The sequence below is a fragment of the Paenibacillus lentus genome (assembly GCF_042714055.1).
Classification (GTDB): Bacteria; Bacillota; Bacilli; order Paenibacillales; family Paenibacillaceae; genus Fontibacillus; species Fontibacillus lentus_A.
Genome location: NZ_JBHGVC010000002.1, coordinates 377,162 through 394,098 on the forward strand (window position 1 = coordinate 377,162; position 16,937 = coordinate 394,098).

The 16,937-nt window shown below is 49.0% G+C and carries 19 protein-coding genes and 1 other RNA gene; 13 read left to right on the plus strand and 7 right to left on the minus strand.

Annotation, left to right across the window (positions count from 1 at the left end; all coding sequences use genetic code 11):
- Positions 1-46 precede the first annotated feature (46 nt).
- Positions 47-151 (minus strand): sporulation protein YjcZ, encoded by a 105-nt coding sequence (locus ACE3MQ_RS05375; protein WP_110933370.1) that lies wholly within the window; start codon positions 149-151, stop codon positions 47-49.
- A gap of 173 nt (positions 152-324) precedes the next feature.
- Between ACE3MQ_RS05375 and ACE3MQ_RS05380 the strand changes: the two genes are divergently transcribed.
- The 3 genes from ACE3MQ_RS05380 (at position 325) to ACE3MQ_RS05390 (ending at position 2,049) form a co-directional block, all read left to right on the plus strand.
- Positions 325-1,200, plus strand: a complete 876-nt coding sequence (locus tag ACE3MQ_RS05380; protein ID WP_379391388.1) for a YesL family protein — start codon at positions 325-327, stop codon at positions 1,198-1,200.
- An 81-nt stretch (positions 1,201-1,281) separates the two neighbouring features.
- Positions 1,282-1,472, plus strand: a non-coding RNA gene (ssrS, locus tag ACE3MQ_RS05385) — 6S RNA.
- A gap of 184 nt (positions 1,473-1,656) precedes the next feature.
- Complete coding sequence (locus ACE3MQ_RS05390; RefSeq protein WP_379391390.1) at positions 1,657-2,049, plus strand: DUF1499 domain-containing protein; 393 nt, start codon at positions 1,657-1,659, stop codon at positions 2,047-2,049.
- A 67-nt stretch (positions 2,050-2,116) separates the two neighbouring features.
- On the opposite strand, the gene tpx is transcribed toward ACE3MQ_RS05390, so the two are convergent.
- Positions 2,117-2,638 (minus strand): thiol peroxidase, encoded by a 522-nt coding sequence (tpx, locus tag ACE3MQ_RS05395; protein ID WP_379391392.1) that lies wholly within the window; start codon positions 2,636-2,638, stop codon positions 2,117-2,119.
- A 99-nt stretch (positions 2,639-2,737) separates the two neighbouring features.
- Here tpx and ACE3MQ_RS05400 point away from each other — a divergent pair, with 99 nt between their 5' ends.
- Both ACE3MQ_RS05400 and ACE3MQ_RS05405 read left to right on the plus strand, forming a co-directional pair.
- Positions 2,738-3,346 carry a rhomboid family intramembrane serine protease gene (locus ACE3MQ_RS05400; RefSeq protein ID WP_379391865.1) on the plus strand — a complete coding sequence of 203 codons (609 nt, stop codon included), beginning with the start codon at positions 2,738-2,740 and terminating at the stop codon, positions 3,344-3,346.
- A 97-nt stretch (positions 3,347-3,443) separates the two neighbouring features.
- Entirely contained in the window at positions 3,444-4,352 is a 909-nt protein-coding gene (locus tag ACE3MQ_RS05405; RefSeq protein WP_379391394.1) for a LysR family transcriptional regulator, read from the plus strand.
- A gap of 153 nt (positions 4,353-4,505) precedes the next feature.
- Here ACE3MQ_RS05405 and ACE3MQ_RS05410 read toward each other — a convergent pair whose 3' ends face one another.
- The 3 genes from ACE3MQ_RS05410 to ACE3MQ_RS05420 all read right to left on the minus strand — a co-directional run bounded on the left by ACE3MQ_RS05410 (position 4,506) and on the right by ACE3MQ_RS05420 (position 6,318).
- Entirely contained in the window at positions 4,506-5,192 is a 687-nt protein-coding gene (locus tag ACE3MQ_RS05410; RefSeq protein WP_379391396.1) for a zinc metallopeptidase, read from the minus strand.
- A gap of 76 nt (positions 5,193-5,268) precedes the next feature.
- Positions 5,269-5,700 carry a MerR family transcriptional regulator gene (locus ACE3MQ_RS05415; protein ID WP_379391866.1) on the minus strand — a complete coding sequence of 144 codons (432 nt, stop codon included), beginning with the start codon at positions 5,698-5,700 and terminating at the stop codon, positions 5,269-5,271.
- A 138-nt stretch (positions 5,701-5,838) separates the two neighbouring features.
- Positions 5,839-6,318 (minus strand): M67 family metallopeptidase, encoded by a 480-nt coding sequence (locus tag ACE3MQ_RS05420; protein WP_379391398.1) that lies wholly within the window; start codon positions 6,316-6,318, stop codon positions 5,839-5,841.
- Between the two features lie 120 nt (positions 6,319-6,438).
- Here ACE3MQ_RS05420 and ACE3MQ_RS05425 point away from each other — a divergent pair, with 120 nt between their 5' ends.
- On the plus strand, positions 6,439-7,029 hold the full coding sequence (locus ACE3MQ_RS05425) for a TlpA family protein disulfide reductase (RefSeq protein ID WP_379391400.1): 591 nt from the start codon (positions 6,439-6,441) through the stop codon (positions 7,027-7,029).
- 194 nt (positions 7,030-7,223) lie between these two features.
- Here ACE3MQ_RS05425 and cimA read toward each other — a convergent pair whose 3' ends face one another.
- Complete coding sequence (gene cimA / locus ACE3MQ_RS05430; RefSeq protein WP_379391402.1) at positions 7,224-8,840, minus strand: citramalate synthase; 1,617 nt, start codon at positions 8,838-8,840, stop codon at positions 7,224-7,226.
- 236 nt (positions 8,841-9,076) lie between these two features.
- Between cimA and ACE3MQ_RS05435 the strand changes: the two genes are divergently transcribed.
- The 3 genes from ACE3MQ_RS05435 (at position 9,077) to ACE3MQ_RS05445 (ending at position 12,385) form a co-directional block, all read left to right on the plus strand.
- Positions 9,077-10,363: a DNA polymerase IV gene (locus ACE3MQ_RS05435; protein ID WP_379391404.1), complete on the plus strand. Its 1,287-nt coding sequence runs from the start codon at positions 9,077-9,079 to the stop codon at positions 10,361-10,363.
- Positions 10,364-10,481: 118 nt separating this feature from the next.
- A complete protein-coding gene (locus tag ACE3MQ_RS05440) occupies positions 10,482-10,724 on the plus strand; it encodes a ferredoxin (protein WP_110933359.1) in 243 nt (80 codons plus the stop codon).
- A gap of 233 nt (positions 10,725-10,957) precedes the next feature.
- Complete coding sequence (locus ACE3MQ_RS05445; RefSeq protein WP_379391407.1) at positions 10,958-12,385, plus strand: L,D-transpeptidase family protein; 1,428 nt, start codon at positions 10,958-10,960, stop codon at positions 12,383-12,385.
- 3 nt (positions 12,386-12,388) lie between these two features.
- Here the strand turns inward: ACE3MQ_RS05445 and ACE3MQ_RS05450 are convergent, their stop codons facing one another.
- The gene (locus ACE3MQ_RS05450) at positions 12,389-12,520 is read right to left on the minus strand and encodes a hypothetical protein (RefSeq protein ID WP_379391409.1); all 132 of its coding nucleotides are present in this window, start codon (positions 12,518-12,520) and stop codon (positions 12,389-12,391) included.
- A gap of 192 nt (positions 12,521-12,712) precedes the next feature.
- Between ACE3MQ_RS05450 and ACE3MQ_RS05455 the strand changes: the two genes are divergently transcribed.
- The 4 genes from ACE3MQ_RS05455 to ACE3MQ_RS05470 all read left to right on the plus strand — a co-directional run bounded on the left by ACE3MQ_RS05455 (position 12,713) and on the right by ACE3MQ_RS05470 (position 16,932).
- On the plus strand, positions 12,713-13,807 hold the full coding sequence (locus ACE3MQ_RS05455) for a quinone-dependent dihydroorotate dehydrogenase (protein WP_379391411.1): 1,095 nt from the start codon (positions 12,713-12,715) through the stop codon (positions 13,805-13,807).
- A 30-nt stretch (positions 13,808-13,837) separates the two neighbouring features.
- Positions 13,838-14,653: a GTP diphosphokinase gene (locus ACE3MQ_RS05460; protein WP_379391413.1), complete on the plus strand. Its 816-nt coding sequence runs from the start codon at positions 13,838-13,840 to the stop codon at positions 14,651-14,653.
- Positions 14,643-15,113, plus strand: a complete 471-nt coding sequence (locus ACE3MQ_RS05465; RefSeq protein WP_379391415.1) for a DUF309 domain-containing protein — start codon at positions 14,643-14,645, stop codon at positions 15,111-15,113. The genes ACE3MQ_RS05460 and ACE3MQ_RS05465 overlap by 11 nt, the downstream gene beginning before the upstream one ends.
- 238 nt (positions 15,114-15,351) lie before the next feature.
- Positions 15,352-16,932: an RsmB/NOP family class I SAM-dependent RNA methyltransferase gene (locus tag ACE3MQ_RS05470; protein WP_379391417.1), complete on the plus strand. Its 1,581-nt coding sequence runs from the start codon at positions 15,352-15,354 to the stop codon at positions 16,930-16,932.
- The last annotated feature ends 5 nt before the right edge of the window (positions 16,933-16,937 follow it).

Sequence of the window (16,937 nt, forward strand, 5' to 3'; positions counted from 1 at the left end):
AAGAAGACGAAGCGCCCCTGAGCGCTCCGTCTTCTTATATTTGGGACTAGTACAGAATGGAACGGCTCACAATAACGAGCAGAATGAACAATACCAAAATTGTACCTGTGGAAGTCCAGAAACCGCCATATCCTGGGCCTACATTGGACATGAGATAACCTCCTTAAAGTGTTGTTTTTGAAGTTACGGTATATACTATGGTGTAATTGCTTAACGAGATTAGACGCTTACCTAGAACATGTCAAAATAGGCGCTGGATAGAGCTCATTTAATCATGTATAGTATTATTTATAGACATAAACCTTACTGGAGGGAGATTTTTTTTTGGAATACAAAGGACTAATGAGCGGTTTCTACAAAATAACCGAGTGGATCATGAGAATATCGGGCAGTAATTTGCTCTGGCTGCTCTGTTCGTCGCCTTTTCTGTTTTTCGTGCTTACGGGATTGTTAAGTCCGGACATCGAGATGTGGATTCAAATCGCCTGGATTTTAGCCATATTGGCACCGTTTACACTGTTCCCGGCGACGGCGGCCTTGTTCTCTGTGACACGCAAATGGGTGATGGGCGACACGGATGTAAGCGTCATTAAGGTGTACTTTAAAGGATACAAAGAGAACTACAAGCAGAGCATGATCGGCGGGATCTTCTATACGTTATTGATTATCGTCATGATTGTCGACTATAACGTATACATGAAGCAATTCGCTAACATGCAAATCATCGGCATCATTATGCTGATTTTCTTGATTTTGCTTTCGGTTTCCTTGTTTAATTTCTTTTCGCTGGTTTCTCATTATCATTTGAAAACTACGCTTTTGATTAAAAATGCGATTCTGCTGACGATTCTTCGGCCGTTCCGCGTATTATCGACGGTGCTTTGCGTCATCGCGCTTGGTTTCATTACGATGCGCTTTACCTGGCTGATCCTGTTCGGCTTCGGAACGCTTACAGCGTTTGTCGCCTTCTACAATTTCAATGTGAGCTACAATAAGCTCCAGGAGAAGGTAGAGAAGATGCGTCAGAAAGAAGCGGGTAAGGAAGACGGTCAAGAGGATTCCGACGGCGAAGATGGAGCCGAAGAGAAGCTGGATAGCCGTGAGGATAGCCTGTTTGGGCTCCCGGACGGCAACGACAGCAATGAGCGCGCCGTGCATGAGGAAGAAGCCGGCAAGGACAAGGAGAATAACAAATCCTAGCCAGTGATATTAAGATTATACAATTTTTATGATCGCATTATATTAGGTTTACATTTAGAACTAGAAGGACTATAATAGGTTTACGTCCTGCGATGTGCGTTTCGGTTCCATGTTGTTTTGAACCAATGACAATGTCCAGGGAGACTTACATTGTAACGCTGCTGAAAGGCCCTATCACCTATGATAAGGGGACTTCAAAGGCGCTGCTGCGGTCACCCACCTGCTAATGCAGGTTCGAGGCAGTGTAACCGGACGGCATAGGCGGGTCTACATAATTCAAGCTGGACAGCACCTTGTGCCCTTTATTGACTAAAGGGGCAGGGTGCTTTTTTGTCGTTGTTTTTTACCAGTTGTATGATGACTTTGCTTTTGTTTGTTACGTAACAATGTTAAACTAGATACTAATGTAGTACATACACCTGATGTCTCGTGACGAGTAGCGAAGGAGGAAGTAGAGTGTCAATTAAAAGAACGCTCATCGGCATATTCCGCAGCCAGGAAGGTACAAGTGACCGCGCGAAAATGCCGGAAATGAAAACAAGGTATTATCAATTGTCCAAGGATAAAATTTGGGAGGAAGTCTCCTCCACGTTAAAGAAAATTCCAGGCTATAAAGTGCTTCACGAGGTTCAGTCCGTCGGTGAAATTACACTGGAGAAAAAAACCGCTTTGGGACGCACGATGGATATCACCGTATCGATCGTGTCTACAGGGCCGCTTCGCAGTGCCGTGGATATTTACTCGGCGACCCGCGGTTCAATGGGTGATTTGGGCAGCAATTACCGCAACATCCTTAATCTCTTTGCCGCGCTGGATAAGAAGCTGGGGGCTTATAAAGTAAGTTCATAAGAAGACAAAAGCGAGCAGGGAGGCATGGCCTCCTACTCGCTTTTGTTATTCAGCATATTCTAAGGGCTTAGGACAAAAGTGCTTTAACCGCAGCTACTGCATTGTCGTAGTTCGGATGCTCGGTCATTTCGTTTAAGTATTCAACATAAGTGATTTTGTTATCTTTGTCGATGACGAAAACGGAGCGTTGATCCAATTTGAATTCCTTAATCAGCACGCCGTAGGCTTGCCCGAAGGAATTGTCCTTGTAATCCGACAACGTAACTACGCGGTCTACGCCAGCAGCACCGCACCAGCGAGCTTGAGCGAATGGAAGATCCGCGCTTACCGTCAGGATTACGACGTCGTCGCCAAGGCTGGCTGCTTCTTCGTTGAAGCGGCGAGTCTGTGCGTCGCATACGCCTGTGTCCAAGGAGGGGACGACACTGATCAGCTTGATTTTGCCTGCGAAGTCCTGAAGGGTTGCTTCTTCGAGCAAATTTTTGCTTAACCGGAAGTCGGGAGCTGTGTCGCCAACCTTCAGCTCAGGACCTACCAGAGTAATTGGATTGCCTTTAAATGTTGCTGCACTTGTACGTTCTTGTGCCAAATGTATCTCCTCCTAAACAATTTTGTGAATAGACCTAATTTTAATTATAATCTTTTTAGAAAGAGATTGTCCAACATTAGGAAGAAAGGTTTGGATCGTATGATATTTATTCGTTACGAGAATTGGAGAACCTACTTGAAATCGTACCCGGTTACCTGCCTTATTCTCGCCGCTAATATTGTGATGTTTATTTTATTTGCCTTAAAAGGAAGAACCGTCGGCGCTATCCTCGATTACGGGGCGATGACTAACGCTCAGCCTTACGCCAGCCAATGGTGGCGCTATATTGCTTCGATATTCTTGCACGGTGATTTCGGTCATTTGTTCTCTAACAGCTTCGGGATTCTCATCTTTACGCCGCCGATGGAGCGGCTGCTTGGCTCATGGCGATATGTCCTGCTTTATATAGGGAGCGGAATTGTCGGCAATCTGTTAACGATGGGGGTCTATCAGCATTCCACTGAGCTGCACGTTTCTGTGGGAGCTTCGGGAGCCATTTACGGTATCTATGGAGCCTTCCTCTATGTGGCGCTGCTTCAGCGGCAGTTGATGGATGAAGCTTCGCGCAAGACGCTGTACAGTCTGCTCATGATCGGGATTGTCTTCTCGTTCCTCGTTCCCCAGATCAATTGGGTTGCCCATCTTGGCGGCCTCATCGGCGGCTTCTTCATCTACGGATTAATTATTCGGCTATTAAAACGACGTTGAACCGCTTGAGAGTAAATGGTAAAGTTATGTTAGATCAAATATGATGGCAAGTCACCCATATGGGTATGACAGGAATCGAAATGGAGCGATCAGATTCGTGGAATTAAGACAACTGCAATACTTTGTGAAGGTGGCGAAAAAGGAGCATGTTACCCAGGCGGCTGAAGAGCTTCATGTGGCCCAATCCGCTGTAAGCAGGCAAATTCACCAATTGGAGCAGGAGCTTGGCGTCGACTTATTCATGCAAAAGGGCAGGAATCTGCATCTGACAGCGGTAGGACAGCTGTTCTGCAGCCGGGTGGAGACGATCCTCAAGGATTTGGATCGCGCCGTAAATGAAGTTCACGAGTTTATTGACCCGGAGCAAGGCGAAATTCGTCTCGGTTTTCCACATAGCCTGGGTGTTCATGTTATTCCGAGTGTAGTTGCCGAATTCCGTAAGCTATATCCCAATGTAAAATTCCGGTTTAAGCAAGGGATGTACCCGACACTCATTCGCGATGTTGTATCGGCCGAAGTGGATCTGGCCTTTATATCTCCTTTCCCGGAGAATCATAATCAGGTTGCTGGCAATGTCGTTTTGACGGAAGATTTGGTAGCTGTATTACCGCCAGGACATCCGCTCGCTAACGAGCAGAGCATTAAACTCAATCAATTGAAGGATGATAAATTTATACTATTCAGCAAAGGCTATTCATTAAGACCCATTGTGTGGCATGCTTGTCTAGAAGCTGGATTTACCCCGAAAGTCGCTTTTGAAGGGGAGGAGACGGACACGATTCGCGGTCTTGTCGCTGCCGGAATGGGCGTAAGCCTGCTTCCGGAGGTAGCGCTATTTCAGAGCTTCTCTCTGCAGCCTGCCAGGGTTCGCATTTCAACGCCCAAAATAACGAGAACGATTGGACTTATTCACCGAACCGATGATAAGCTGCCGCTGGTCGCGCAATCATTCCGCATATTTCTGCTAGAATATTTTGGGCTGCAGCCCGACACACCGCCAAATTAATACTGGCGGTGTTTTTTTATGGCTTTATAATGATTTAGACAAATTAACTCATGTGGAGACGGAGAAGAGACAGGCATACATACAAAAAAACGGAGAATCATCGTCTCATACGATTATTCTCCGTAGCGAATGCGCTTGTTAAAAGCTATGCAATTAATTCTGATTGCGGCTCTCCAGCAAAATTAGAACGAATCTGAACAGTTCAAGCAGGGAAATCAACGCTGCGGCCACATAGGTTAATGCGGCTGCATTAAGAACCTTGCCCACCTGCTGTTCTTCATTCTGCGAAACTAGACCCATGCTGAGCATGCCTCGGCGAGCCCGGTTGGTCGCATCGAATTCGACAGGCAAAGTAACCAGTTGAAACAGCACAGCCAGGGAGAAGAAAGCAACGCCAATTCCGGCCAGATTGAATAAGCCGAATAAGAAGCCGGCAAGAATGAGGAAGGGAGAAATCCGCGAAGTCAGATTGACGATGGGAAACATTTTGTGACGCAGCACGAGCATGGAATAAGATTCCTTGTGCTGAATCGCATGACCTACCTCGTGACAAGCTACGGCAACAGCAGAAATAGAGTTTTCAAAATAGACAGGCTCCGACAGTCGGACAACGCGCTTGGTTGGATCATAGTGGTCTGTCAGGCTTCCGCGTACGGGTTCAATTGGGACATCGTACAGTCCATTGGCATCCAGCATGCGTCGGGCGGCATCATGTCCGGTGAGGCCGTACGTGCTGGGAACTTTGGAATAGCGCTTAAACGTTCCCTTCACTTTGAATTGTGCCCAGAATGAAAGGCCAATCGCTAGGAGAAGCAGCAAAAAAATCGTATTAGAATTCATCGAAAAATATTCCCCCTATGAAATGTAGTATCGTTGTTGGATATGATGAATCTCAGTCATTGCGTCGACTCGTGGTTTAGGTAAAAGGCCCTTGATTAATCAGAAGATATAGTGCATCGATGCAGGCAAGACTCTTTGGCATTAAACTAGAGAACATCTTTTTGGCCTGACCTGGCTTCAAATTGGAAATGAGCGGTTCCAGCTCTTTGACTTCCCGTTCCAATCTTTGCATATGGATTTCAAGGGAGGTCAATTTCTCGGTAACCTGTTCCTCGTGGCTCACTTTATTCCACAATTCCAGCATCGAGCGAATTTCTCCTAATGTATACTTCTCTTGTTTTAATTCATTAATACGTTTCAATCGATTTAAAGTTTCAGGACTGTACAGGCGATAATTTTTCTGTGTTCGCGTCTCCGGTGTAATGAGCTTGAGCTTGGTGTAATAATCAATCGTTCTCTCACTTACGCTGGCGGCTTTGGCTAATTCGCCAATTCTGTATAGTTTCATCATCCCCATAGGCCCACCTCTATCCTAAGGATATTAGTATATATTTGTTTCTAGAAATAATGATACCTGAAACGCAACTATACAGTCAAACGTCATGCTTTCTAATCGCAAGTTACTTTCGCTTGTTACTATTTTGCGCTATACTTGAACGAGTTCAGCTTTGCTTAAAGCGAATAATCCCCGCTGATCACGGATGATGTAATACCCTTGCATCGTAAAATCAGGCCGTGCATTCGCCCCCGGTCTTTTACCCTCACAAGAGCCAATGACATACAGTTTCAGGAGGTCGGCAAACAAGGGCAGCTGCAGGAGATCGGTTTGCGATGGATACGGAGGAGCTGTAGGATGGCTATGAAATAGTCCCAGCAGCCTCGGATGATAGCAGTACTTGACCCATTCCCGCGGCTCCAGCGAAAAATGCTGCTCTGGCTGCGAGGATGTATTGTTAAGCGGTACATAATCGTCAATAACGGCTGAAGCGGCTGTAGCCTCGCCAAGCAGAATGCCGCAGGCCTCTTGTGGATAACGGGTAAGGCTATCTTTTTCAAGCTGCAAATAGACGGAGGGCAGGATAACCCAATTGGAAGTTGGAAAAAGCTTATGATCGTAATCGTTCATTTAAGAAGGTTCACCTCATTCAATCGGTTTGGTACAAAATACGAAAAAAGGGTACAATAACATATATTATTTCTTGCTTTAGGCCAGATAACGACCACATCGAGCAAAGGAAGAAAAAACATGAAAAAAAATGTATCGATACTCGCGCTCCTGCTTATCCTGCTTGGGATTGCGTTATACCAAAATTACGGAACGGGTCTGTTCTCGTTTCTTTCGGGCGGCAACGAGGCTTCGCAGCCTAAAGGAGCAAAAACCTTAGGGACTGCGATCGCTGAAGGAGCACCGAAGCCGGGCTCTATGTCACCATCCTTCGCTCTGGAGGGATTCGATGGAACCACTTATCACGTAGGGGGAGAGCGGGACAAGCCTGTACTGGTTAACTTCTGGGCCTCCTGGTGCGATCCCTGCAAGGCGGAAGCGCCTGACCTTGTCAGGTTCCATGAGAAATACGGAGATCAGCTGGATATATACGGTGTCAATGTCACGGCATATGATACGGTGGAAAAGGCTGAGGCGTTTGTGAAGGAATACGGGATCGAATTCCCGGTGCTGCTTGATAAGAAGGAGGAAGCCTACAAGCTGTTCAACGGCATGGCTTTTCCAACGAATGTGTTGATCGACAAGAATGGTGTAATCCAGGATTTGATTGTGGGCATTCTGCCGCCGAAGGATCTGGAGGCCAAGATCAAGAAGCTGTTGAAGTCCTCTTGAAGCGATAGGAAAAACGCTATCGACGTATTTTCCAAGAAGACAGGCCGCCTTTAGCGGTAATTTTTCTTGCGATTACAGAATGGTGAAGCCCGCAGAAAATTTTATAATCTTTAAAAATGCAAGAAGGCCCGGATGTCCTTGAACTTAAGGAGCTCTCCGGGCTTTCTTGCGTTTTGGCATGGATTAATCCGAGGTTAATGATTGACCAATCCTTGGCCTGCGGACATAACCTCTTCGTGCTCCAGCTTCGTTTGGCCGAGCAGGGCATAGCGAAGGCTGTCGACGAGCGCCTCCCAGCTTGCTTCAATCACGTTGCCGGACACGCCGACCGTGCTCCATGAATTCGAAGCATCCTTCGATTCAATGAGCACTCTGACCTTGGATGCTGTCGCGTCTTTGTCATCCAGCACTCTGACTTTATAGTCTGACAAGTGGATATTCTTCAAGGCAGGGTAATAAGAAATCAGCGCTTTGCGCAGTGCATTATCCAGAGCGTTCACAGGGCCGTTACCTTCTGCGGCCGTATACAGGCTGTTTCCATCAATGTTCAGTTTGATGAACGCCTCGGAAACGACAGGCTTTCCTGCGGATTTCTCAACGAGCATTTTGAAGGATTCGAAGACAAACAGCTCCTTCATCTCGCCGTTGGCTTGACGGAGCAGCAGCTCCAGAGAGGCGTCTGCCCCCTCGAACTGGTAGCCTTGATGTTCCAAATCCTTGATTTTGGAAATGACTTGCCGTGTTTCCTCGTTCTCCGGGTCGAATTTGATGCCCATTTCCTGCGCTTTGGACAAAATGTTGCTCTGTCCGGCAAGCTCCGAAACAAGCACGCGCTGCCGATTGCCGACCGTCTCTGGAGCAATATGCTCATAGGTGCGGGAGTCTCGCAGAATCGCCGAGACATGGATGCCTCCCTTATGGGCAAATGCGGCCGTACCGACGAACGGTTGCCCTACAGGCATATGCACGTTTGCGATTTCGCCGACGTAGCGGGCCGTATTCGTCAGCTGCATGAGCTGCTCCGGCTCGATGACGTCATAGCCCAGCTTCAGCTGCAGATTTGGAATAATGGAGCAGAGATTCGCGTTGCCGCAGCGCTCTCCATATCCATTCATCGTGCCCTGAACTTGTTCGGCCCCTGCTCGTACAGCATTTAATGCGTTGGCGACGGCCAGCTCACAGTCATTGTGGGTGTGGATGCCAAGGCGCGCAGTCGTTACGCGGCTGGCCAGAATCGAAACGATGTCATGCACCTCATGAGGCATCGTGCCGCCGTTCGTATCGCACATGACGAGCCAGTCAGCGCCAGCTTCCTCGGCTTTGCGCATGACGGATAAGGCGTATTCCGGATTATTCTTGTAGCCGTCGAAGAAGTGCTCGGCATCGAACAAAACTTCCATCCCTTGACGCTTCAAATAAGCAATGGAATCGTAAATCATCGCCAGGTTCTCTTCCAATGTCGTTTGGAGTGCGGTGTGCACATGGAAATCCCAGGATTTGCCGACTAATGAAGTGGCTTTGGCACCGGATTCAAGGATGCGTTTTAGGTTAGGATCATGCTCGGCGATGCTGTCTTTGCGCCGGGTGCTTCCGAAAGCGGTGACTTTTGCGGATAATCCGAATTCCTGCACTCTTTTGAAGAACTCGATATCTTTGCTGTTACTGCCAGGAATACCGCCTTCGATATAATGAACACCCAGTTGATCCAGCTTCTTGGCTATCTTCAACTTATCGTCCGCAGACAGGCTAATGCCTTCGCCTTGAGTGCCGTCACGTAATGTTGTGTCGAAGATGGTTACAGCCTTTGACATAGTGAAAATGTCCCCCTTTTGGATATCATCTGAGTGTTAGCTCGGATTAGTATAATTTCTAATTATAGCATCTGAAATTTAAATGGAACACCGTTTTTATGAATTTGTGTGGGGGTTATTGACCCACTGTGGCTATAAAGGTATGCTTTTTTATAGAGGAAGTTAAAAAAATCTCCTTTTGATCACGATATGCATAAAAAATGATTATTTAGTTTAAATAAAATGAGGGAACGCTAGTGAGGAATATCGACGATTATTATCCTGTCAACGGCAGGGTTGTGCTTCACATCGATATGAACGCATTTTATTGCTCTGTTCACGAGGCCGAGGAGCCGGAGAAATACCGGAATAAAGCAACGGCCGTGGCAGGGAGCGTGGAATTGCGCAAAGGCGTTATCGTCACTTGTTCTTATGCTGCAAGGGCAAGGGGAATAAAGACAGGGATGACGGTGAGGGAAGGGCTCAAGAAATATCCGCAGCTTATTCTGATTGCCCCGAACTTCCACTTATACCGCCGCTATTCGCGGGCTTTTATGGACATCGCTTACCGATATACCCCGCTGCTGCAGGCGACCTCGATCGATGAGTGCTACTTGGATATAACCGGCTCGAAGCAGTTCGGGACACCGCTGGAAATTGCGCACGAAATTCAGTCGCGGATCGCTGCGGAGCTAGGACTTCCCTGCTCCATCGGGATCGCTCCGAACAAGCTGCTGGCCAAGATGGCCTCGGATATGAAGAAGCCAAGCGGCATTACCGTGCTTCGTTTGCGCGATGTCCCTCCGCTTCTCTGGGACAAGCCATGCAGCGAGCTGTTCGGCATCGGCCGCAAAACAGGGGAAAAGTTAAAAAAGATGGGGATATACACGCTCGGTCAACTGGCGGCGGCTGATGAGCAGCTGCTGTCCGAACGATTCGGAGTCGTCGGCTTGTGGATGAAGCAGGCAGCGCACGGCATCGATCATTCGCCGGTTCAGGAGGAGCGGGAGAAGAATAAATCCATCGGGCATACGACGACGCTTCCAAGAGACCTTACCGAGCTGGAGGATGTGAAGCGGGTCATGCTGAACCTGGCGGATCAAGTGGCCAGGCGATTGCGCCGTCAGAAGCTGATGGCGCAGACGGTACAAATTACCATCAGGACTCCGGACATGAAGACGATTACCCGCTCGCAGACCCTTGGGAACGTGACGGAGCAGGCGGATGATATTTATAAAGAAGCTTGCGAGCTGTATCTTCGTCATTGGAAACAGGGCAAGCCGGTCAGGCTGCTGGGCATCACGCTGCAAAATTTGGTGCCGCGGGAGAACTCGGCGCTGCAGCTGGATTTATTTGATTACGAGCAGCAGCCCAAGAAGGAGACGCTGACGAAGACGATGGATCTTCTCCGAGATAAATTTGGCGAGGATGCGATACTGACGGCAGGCATGCTTAGCGACGACCCTTCCGCGCTGATTCGAAACCATAAAATCCGCGGAACTTCCCTGCAAACCGATTTTCTCCGGGAAAATCGGGAGGAATGATAATAATTATCAATGGGAAATGATAACAAATCATTTGAAATTGCTTTCTTTTTATATTATATTGGTATGGTGGTAGCAATTCACCGCACTTGTACCGTTTATCAGGAGGCAGATAAAGATGGCGAAATATACTTGGGTAGAGAAAGATACTTGTATCGCTTGCGGCGCTTGCGGCGCTACGGCACCGGATATTTACGATTACGACGATGAAGGCTTGGCCGAAGTTATCTACAATGAGGATGGTAACCGCGGTGTAACGGAAATTCCGGAAGACTTGCACGATGACCTTCAGGATGCATCCGACGGGTGCCCAACGGATTCCATCAAGATTGCAGATACTCCGTTTAATATGGAAGGTTAACAGGAACGATTATCTTCATCCAGGCTTTTAGAGAAGCATCCCGCTGCTGGTGGCATGGGATGCTTTTTGCTGTGCTAATTTCCGCTCTGGATCGACGATCAAAATACTAACTAGGTATTTAGTATTGAATTTTGCTTATGGTCAGAGAATGCTTTGAAACGAGCGTTCCAATGCCGATATATAAGTATGGAAGTTGTTCATACATAGACAAGTTAATCATGTGGAGGTTCACGATGAAAAATTCGGCTTACCTCAAAAAATACGTAGAAAATCACCCGAATAATAAAATGGCCTGGTATTTGCTCGGCAAAGAATATGAACAAAGCGGGCAGGAAGGCAAAGCGCACTATTGCTATATTCAGGCTGGAAGCGTATACGAAGCATTCGAATCCAGTAAAATCCCCGAGGATTTATGGATGGGGTATGAGGCGGATATACTTCATGAATCGCGCAGACAGGAGCAGCGCAGTCGATGGGCTCGAAAGATCGGTCTCGCGCTGCTGCTTCTGTTGTTTTTGAGCTTCCCTTCCGCGCAGGCTCCCGGTCTGCTGGCTACGGCTACGGAAGAGGCTGCCCCCGAGCCATCGGAGATCATCTCTCCCGAGGATAAGCCGGACAAGCGCGGATCGGAAGCGGATGAGCTATCCGCTCAGCCCACGGAGCCGCGTAAGGATGCTCCTCGTTTCACGGCCATTGGTTATACTCCCGGAGGCCGGGGAGTAACAGGGGATATTGGCGGGCTGCTGCAAGGGAACGAGACGGAGGGGCATTATCAGGTCGTGCTGGCGATGGGCAAAAAGGGCAAATGGCTGAACTGGTCTCATCGAATGCCGGTCGTCTATGGAATCCAGTCGCTTGGAAACGGCCAGACAAATGTCCAGTCCTATGACCCGGCAGCATGCTTATGCACGCCGCCCGATTCCGGCAAGCTGAAGGCGGAGGCGGGAGAGTGGATCACGCGGCAGGAATCCCTGGCTGTTCTTTCTTCGGCGATGGTGCAATATAGAGAGAAAACGGGGAAATGGCCCGGCAGTCTGGATGAGCTGACAAAGCCTTTTCCGAATAATTGGCTGGCTGGAACCAATGCTCATATGAAGGAAGCTTTCGAGCCGATGCTGCAGGAGCTCATTAAGCGAGAGCAGTCTGACGGCAAGAGCGAACGCGGCGAGTCTGGAAACGGAAAGTCTGCGCTGGAGCAAAACCTGAAGCCCTTCTTTGCACAACCGCTGGAGGTGATTGTTGATACTAGCAATCATCGTCTAGCGGTAGTGAGCGGATCGGTTATTCTAAGAAGCTACCAGGTGGGGCTTGGAGGCGACAAGACGCCGGAGGGAACGTTCCGCATTAGCGATAAGGTCGTAAATCCGAACGGCAAGTCGAACGGGGAATTCGGCAGCCGGGGAATGCAGCTGTCCGATACGAATTATGCGATCCACGGCACCAATGAGCCGGACAGTATCGGCGCTGACGAATCGCTTGGCTGTGTGCGAATGGGGAAAAAGGACGTCGAGGAGCTGTTCGATCTTCTTCCGGTCGGAACGAAGGTGACGATAGGAAAGGGAGGGCTGCCCGATCAAGACCTTACCCCGACAAAGCGCTTCACGCTTGGGGAAAGGCAGGATCAGAGCAACCCTCACCGGACGTATCGCTGGCTGCATTAGCCATTATTTGAATATAAGAGCTAGCGTGAACAGTATGATGAGTCCAGCAACAATGGAAATGGCCCAGATGAGCCCTTTCTTGTTCACTTCTTCTTTCTTTTGCTGGAGTGTAGGCGGTTTGCGTTTGGCAGCCATGACAATCATTCCCTTCTATATTGTTCAGAGAGCTACATATTTATTGTAATAGCTTTCATTTTAAATTGCTATCACCTTCCGGAGGCGAAATCGTTACGCTTTCCTAAGGTTAAACTTTTCTTTTGAACGAGAAAACGATAAACTGGAAGCAGGGCATTTATTGCATAAGTTATGAACGGAGTGAAATTAGGCGTGTTATATCGCAATATTGGCAAGCATTTGTTCTTCCAGTTAGATGCTGAGAAGGCTCATCATCTCATGATCGGAGGATTACATAAAGCAGCGAAGGTACCGGGGTTTATTCCCATAATGCAAGGAATGTTCGGAGTGAAGGAGGTTCCTGAACTGGCTGTCGATTTGTTCGATATTCATTTTCCTACCCCGGTAGGATTGGCAGCCGGACTGGATAAGAATGCGGAGTCGGTGGAGGCATTCTCTGCCATCGGTTTTGGATTTATGGAGGTGGGGACGGTCACGCCGAAGGCTCAGCCGGGCAATGAACAGCCTAGGCTGTTCCGTCTTAAACCGGAGGAAGCGTTAATTAACCGCATGGGCTTCAATAACCAGGGAACCGATTATATGGCTCGGCAGCTTGCAGCGCTTCGCAGCAGGCGAATTCCGATCGCCGTGAACATCGGTAAGAATAAAGCAACTCCGAATGAGGAGGCGCATCTCGATTATGAGCAGTGTATTTCTGCGCTGTACCCGCATGCGGACTTTTTTGTGGTAAATATCAGCTCGCCGAATACGCCTGACCTGCGGAATCTCCAGCATGGCAGCGAGCTGGCGTCCTTGCTGGAAGCTGTGCAGCAGGAGATGGCGAAACAGGCGGCGCAGCACGGAAAGAAGAAGCATGTGCTCGTAAAGATCGCTCCGGACGTCAGCATGACTGAGCTGGAATTTATGGTGCAGACGATTAGGAATAGCGGCGTATCGGGTATTATAGCAACGAATACGACGATTTCCCGTGAGGGCATCCAACATCCGCATGCGAAGGAAACCGGCGGTCTCAGCGGAAAGCCGCTGAAGGAAAGATCGACAGAGGTTATTTCCCATGTTTATCGGTTGACAGAAGGGAAGCTGCCGATCATCGGTTCCGGCGGTATATTTAACGCTGAGGATGCCTATGAGAAAATTCGTGCTGGCGCAAGTCTGGTAGAAATATATACCGCTCTAATATACGAAGGTCCCGAGGTGAATCGCGAAGTACATCGCGGTTTATTGGACCTGCTGCGTCGCGACGGATTTAGCCATATTTCCGAAGCTGTAGGAGCAGATCATCGCTAACCGGGCCACAGAAGACAGGAGGCACAGTGGATGGATAGTAGAGACTGGGGAGCATTCTTGCTGCCATACGAGCAAACGGTTGAAGAGTTGAAGGTTAAGTTCAAAACAATGCGTTCCGAGCTCAAGAAGCTGGAGGAGTATGCGCCGATCGAATTCGTAACCGGAAGGGTTAAGAAGATATCAAGCATTCTCGATAAGGCTAAACGCCTGAATGTGCCGATGGATCAGCTAGAGCAAGGAATCGAGGATATCGCTGGCATTCGGATTATGTGCCAGTTCGTCGAGGACATTCGCAGGGTAGCCGAGTATATTCGGGCTCGTAAAGATCTTAAAGTTATATATGAGAAGGATTATATTACAAATTACAAGGAAAGCGGTTATCGCAGCTTCCATATGATCGTTGAGTATCCGGTTCAGACTGCGCTGGGACTCAAAAACGTACTGGCTGAAATCCAGATTCGAACCCTTGCTATGAATTTCTGGGCAACCATTGAGCACTCCTTGAATTACAAATATCGGGAAAGCCTGCCTGATGAAATGCGCAAAAGGCTAAAGAAGGCCGCGGAAGCCGCGTTTGTCCTTGATAATGAAATGTCCAGCATACGCGAGGAAATTCTTCTTGCGCAAAAGAGCTTTGAGGATGAATCCAGCATTGTTTCCGATTTGCTGTCGGCGATACATCAGCTCTATTTTTACCATATGGTTACCGAGGCTATCGAAGCCCAGCAGCGGTTCAACGAGCTATGGGAGGCGCGCGATATGGATGAACTGAAGGAGCTGCATTCCGAAGTGACGCGAATGATCAAGGCTGCCAAAAAAGCCGTGGAGTCCGGCAATGACGTATGATCGTCTGTATGTGGCGTTCCTGATTTATTTCAATCGTGACCAGGATTATTTTGAGTGTCATGAAGTGATGGAGGAGCTGTGGCTGGCACTGGATAAGGATCCGCTCTACAAGGGCTTACTGCAGGTAGCGGTCGGCTTGTACCATTTCCGTAATGGCAATGTGACCGGAGGGTGGAAAATGATGGATTCGGCGGTGCGGAGACTAACTCCTTATCCGCCTGATTCGCTGGGCATTAACCTTGGAAAGCTGCTTCGCGAGACGGAAGCATATGCTGTGGCGTTAGCGAGCTACGATCAGTCTCCCTTTCCTTATTATGATTTAAAGATCGAAATTCAGGATGCGAATTTATTGAAGCTTTTCGAGAAGATGTCTCCGGAGATTTCACCCAACGTTCCACAGCGGAGGGGGCCTCAGCGGGGAGCCAAGCATGAGCTGAGGATGCAGGGTAAGACGAAATGAATAGTATAGCCCTTTCATTCTGAAGTATGGTGAAGGGGCTTTTTTGCAACAAAATTGTATCGCAGCGCATAGGGTTGGTGCTTGGATGACTGAACCATTCTATAATCGTTAAGAAAAAACTACCGCTAAATGCGGTTTGTCTGCTTAAGAATACGTCGCTAGACGTTTTTTTAACAATTCGAAGATATCTGTATGTTACAATAGATTTATTCTTGATAAGAATGGATGGTTTAAATATATGGCAGTTCATATACCGATGGCTTTTCTGGAAAGGATGCAGCAGCTGCTTGGCAGTGATTACGACGCCTTTCTATCCTCTTATGACAATCCGCGCTATGTCGGTATTCGGGTAAATACGCTAAAAACGAGCGTACCATCGTTTCTTGGCCAGTCTCCGTTTGAGCTTCAGCCCGTCTCCTGGTGCCCCACCGGATTCTATGTTCAGGAAGGCCTGAAGCCGGGAAAGCATCCGTATTATCATGCGGGGCTTTATTATATACAAGAGCCCAGCGCGATGGCTCCCGTGGAAATGCTGGATGTAGCGCCGGGCGAGAAAGTGCTGGATTTATGCGCCGCTCCCGGAGGCAAGTCTACGCAAATCGCAGCTAGAATGCAGGGGGAGGGCGTGCTGGTTACGAACGATATTCATGCGGAACGAACCAAGGCGCTGGCTAAAAATATCGAGCTGTATGGAGTCCGGAATGCCGTGGTGCTCAATGAGACACCGGAGCGGATTGCCCGTTCCTTTCCAGCTTACTTCGATAAAATACTAATCGATGCGCCATGCTCCGGTGAAGGCATGTTCCGGAAGGACGAGGATATGGCCCGGCAATGGGAGGTTCACTCGACCTCCAAATGCACCATCATGCAGCGGGACATTTTAAAATCGGCTGCGGACATGCTGGCGCCGGGCGGCAGAATTGTGTATTCAACCTGTACATTTGCTCCTGAAGAAAATGAGGCGATGATCGCCCGGTTTCTGGATCAGCATGCGGATTTTGAACTTGTTCCGCTACCCAAGGAACTCGGCTTCGCCCCAGGACGTCCGGAGTGGCTGTACCGGTTGAATACGGAAGGCGGTGATGCAGCCTTCTCCTCGCAGGCCGCAAGCCTGACCGAGCATTGCGGCAGGCTATGGCCGCACTTGATTAAAGGCGAGGGGCATTTCCTGGCGGTGCTTCAGCAGAAGAGCACGGCATCGAACCGGCAGCAGGGAGAGCGTGACGACGCATACCGAATCAAGCAGGAAGCGAAAAGTCACGCGAATGTTCAAGCAAGCATAGGCAAATCGAGCAAAATGGCCAAGAAGCATGCCGGCCATCCGCCGGGCCATGCTTCCAAAGGGCGGGAGAGTGCCGGAAAGGTGCCCGTCGAACGGGAGCTTCTGGACTGCTGGCAGCAATTCGCTAGCGAGCATGTGACTATGGAGCTCCCCGGAAAGCCGTTGTTGTTCGGCGGCCATGTTTACCTGTCCCCGCTGGCGAAGGAACAGCTTGCCGGCCTGAAGACCGTACGGCCCGGATGGTATGTCGGAACGGCGAAGAATGGCCGCTTCGTTCCGGGGCATCCGCTCGCGACGGCTTTATCCGCGGGTGAAGTTGTCAGAGTGCTGAACTTATCGCAGGAGCAAGGCGAAGCCGTGCGATATCTTAAAGGGGAAACACTGAATGTCCCGGCATCGAGAATCGAATGCCGGGGTATCCAGGGTTTCCCTAAAGGATATGTGCTTGTCTGTGTAGACGGGGTTTCGCTGGGCTGGGGGAAATGGCTCGACGGCATGCTCAAGAACGAATATCCCGCAGGGTGGAGGTGGACGTAGACAAC

What these genes read in the sequence shown, in the direction of transcription:
- ACE3MQ_RS05425 (WP_379391400.1), top strand. Translation starts at nt 6,439, where the DNA reads ATGAAAAAAAATGTATCGATACTCGCGCTCCTGCTTATCCTGCTTGGG.
- ACE3MQ_RS05375 (WP_110933370.1), bottom strand. Translation starts at nt 151, where the DNA reads ATGTCCAATGTAGGCCCAGGATATGGCGGTTTCTGGACTTCCACAGGT.
- cimA (WP_379391402.1), bottom strand. Translation starts at nt 8,840, where the DNA reads ATGTCAAAGGCTGTAACCATCTTCGACACAACATTACGTGACGGCACT.
- ACE3MQ_RS05410 (WP_379391396.1), bottom strand. Translation starts at nt 5,192, where the DNA reads ATGAATTCTAATACGATTTTTTTGCTGCTTCTCCTAGCGATTGGCCTT.
- ACE3MQ_RS05420 (WP_379391398.1), bottom strand. Translation starts at nt 6,318, where the DNA reads ATGAACGATTACGATCATAAGCTTTTTCCAACTTCCAATTGGGTTATC.
- ACE3MQ_RS05470 (WP_379391417.1), top strand. Translation starts at nt 15,352, where the DNA reads ATGGCAGTTCATATACCGATGGCTTTTCTGGAAAGGATGCAGCAGCTG.
- ACE3MQ_RS05400 (WP_379391865.1), top strand. Translation starts at nt 2,738, where the DNA reads ATGATATTTATTCGTTACGAGAATTGGAGAACCTACTTGAAATCGTAC.
- ACE3MQ_RS05415 (WP_379391866.1), bottom strand. Translation starts at nt 5,700, where the DNA reads ATGAAACTATACAGAATTGGCGAATTAGCCAAAGCCGCCAGCGTAAGT.
- ACE3MQ_RS05450 (WP_379391409.1), bottom strand. Translation starts at nt 12,520, where the DNA reads ATGGCTGCCAAACGCAAACCGCCTACACTCCAGCAAAAGAAAGAAGAA.
- ACE3MQ_RS05465 (WP_379391415.1), top strand. Translation starts at nt 14,643, where the DNA reads ATGACGTATGATCGTCTGTATGTGGCGTTCCTGATTTATTTCAATCGT.
- ACE3MQ_RS05445 (WP_379391407.1), top strand. Translation starts at nt 10,958, where the DNA reads ATGAAAAATTCGGCTTACCTCAAAAAATACGTAGAAAATCACCCGAAT.
- ACE3MQ_RS05460 (WP_379391413.1), top strand. Translation starts at nt 13,838, where the DNA reads ATGGATAGTAGAGACTGGGGAGCATTCTTGCTGCCATACGAGCAAACG.
- ACE3MQ_RS05440 (WP_110933359.1), top strand. Translation starts at nt 10,482, where the DNA reads ATGGCGAAATATACTTGGGTAGAGAAAGATACTTGTATCGCTTGCGGC.